Origin of the sequence: Sphingobium sp. 22B, from assembly GCF_001580035.1 — a bacterium.
GTDB classification, from domain to species: Bacteria; Pseudomonadota; Alphaproteobacteria; order Sphingomonadales; family Sphingomonadaceae; genus Sphingobium; species Sphingobium fuliginis.
In genome coordinates this window covers 1-2,152 of sequence record NZ_LTAB01000069.1, presented here as the reverse complement: position 1 = coordinate 2,152, position 2,152 = coordinate 1, and the positions used below count along the sequence as shown (strand labels likewise).

The following is a 2,152-nucleotide window of genomic DNA, read 5'->3' as shown; positions in this document are numbered from 1 at the left end:
CACGAAACCTCATCAGCAAGGACGGCAAAGCGCCACGCGTGATCCGCGATGGCATTCTTTACCATATCCCAATGATGTGTCGCAACCAGACAGCTAGTCCAGTCGTAGAAGCTATTACCACCCTTTGATTCCCTAGTTCAGATGCCTGCACGTATGCCGAACGATCACCATGGGACGCTCGCATCACGATCTAACGGTGATGAAAAGCCATCGTGCTTGCCTATAGAAGGCAAGGAACGCGAGTCACACCCCGGAGCGCAGGGCACGGCGCGCTTCCTCAGTGATGGCGTACATGACCTGACGCTGCGCGCCGCGATTGTGATGATCGACCCGATATCCTTGATATCGCCTTTGGACTAATCCGGCTCGAACCAGTTCTGAGACGGCGCGACTGACGTTAGTTCGACCGGAAATCCGGATGCGCTCGCGTACCAGATCGTCGATCAAGGCGCCTGCTGCCGCGCTATCTTCTGGTAGCGCATTATCGTCCTCCAGCGCGCGTCGAACCTTTCCGGCGATCGCGAGCCGGCGGGGATCGCGCTGGGCGACCGGGGTCAGAGCGTCAGATAACCAGTCTCGAACCGGAATCCGCGTCTCGCCCGCTCGGACGAACGGACCGGCCGAGCCAGTTTTCGCACTCAATTGCGCGATCAGATTCAGCACCATGAAGCTGTACCGGGGGCGCTCGCAAAAGTCGGCCAGTCGCTCGAGGATACCAGGCACGTCGAGCACCGGTTGTTCCGAAACGCTGGCCGGTTCCGAGGTCGCCTCTGTGGCAAAAAGATCAGGCTGAAACATCAGAACATTTGAAGCACAATAAGAACGGAATGTGAATCCGTTATCGACCGGCTAAGGCGGTTGGACCAGTCGTGGCACTTCACCGAAGCGCAGCGGCTATTAGAGCGTGAGGTCACTAACTCGCTAGATCCTCGCTACCCACAGAACTGAGGACCGTGGCACTTTACCGACGGGTGAAGTGCCGCGGTTGGCATGCGATGTCCTCCGCAAAATACGGGCCGTTTGCGGGAGGGAGCGAAATCCTACGCTAAGGATTTTGGCCAGCGATATTCGCCGGTGAGGTTGATTTGCTCCCAAACCAGCGGTGAGAAATGGGCGAGGAGATCGGGTGGGACGGTAGCGCCATTAGCGGATCGACCGGTGACGACATCGCTGAGCTTAATCTTATTCCAGAAGATGATGATGGCGGCGAGGAAGTTCATGCCGGCGATGTGATAATGCTGACCTTCACCCGATCGGTCCCGGATTTCACCGCGCCGATGGAAGCTGATGGCGCGCTTCAGCGCATGATGGGCTTCACCTTTTTTGAGGCCGATCTGGGCCTCGCGCTGCAAACCGGCGTCTAGAGTCCAGTCGATCATGAACAGCGCCCGTTCGACAAGACCGACTTCCCAAAGGGCAAGGGCCAGCTCATTTTGACGAGGATATGAAGCCAGCTTCCGCAGAATCTGGCTGGGGGCGACAATGTCGGCGGCGATCGTGGCCATGACCCGCAGGATGTCGGGCCAGTTCCGCTCGATGAGGGGCTCATTGATCTTCCCGCCTACCAGACCCCGCACATTGGCCGGCGTCGCACCGGGGGTAAAGGCATAGTGTCTTTTCTGTTGCAGGTCGCGGATGCGTGGCGCGAACCTGTAGCCGAGAAGCGAGCAGGCGACGAAGACGTGATCGGTAAATTCGCCCGTATCGGCAATGTGCTGACGGACATGGCGGCCTGCGTCATTCATGAGCAGCCCGTCGAGAATATAGGGTGCCTTTGCTGACGGTCGCCGGGATGACCTGGGTAGCAAACGGCGCGTATTGATCAGAGACATGGCTGTATCCTTTCAAGCCTGGGACATTGCCGTATTTGGCGTTGACCATGTTCATCGCTTCGCCCCGCTCGGTCGCGAGGAAGAACTGTCCGTCGCTGGAGGCGGAGTGCCCCTGTCCCCAGAACGCGGCCATGGGTAGATCGGCATGTGCCTCCAAGATCAAGGCGAGCGCCCGATCATAGGCCCTGCCTTCAACATGCCAACGCGCGCTCCGCAGCAATTGGACACCTTCTGTCATTGGGTGCGGGACTGCAAGGTAGATCGACTTGGGGTTCATGCTTCTGTCCGTGATCGACGCGTGGTCGTCACATGATGCGGTC

Annotated in this window: 1 protein-coding gene and 1 pseudogene; both read right to left on the bottom strand. The window is 58.6% G+C overall.

The genetic code is table 11. The features are described from left to right. Window positions 1-243: 243 nt before the first annotated feature. The gene (locus tag A0J57_RS24940) at window positions 244-798 is read right to left on the bottom strand and encodes a hypothetical protein (protein ID WP_008832040.1); all 555 of its coding nucleotides are present in this window, start codon (window positions 796-798) and stop codon (window positions 244-246) included. A gap of 242 nt (window positions 799-1,040) precedes the next feature. Further along, window positions 1,041-2,055, bottom strand: a pseudogene (locus A0J57_RS24935) (Tn3 family transposase); the annotation flags it as partial. Window positions 2,056-2,152: the final 97 nt, after the last annotated feature.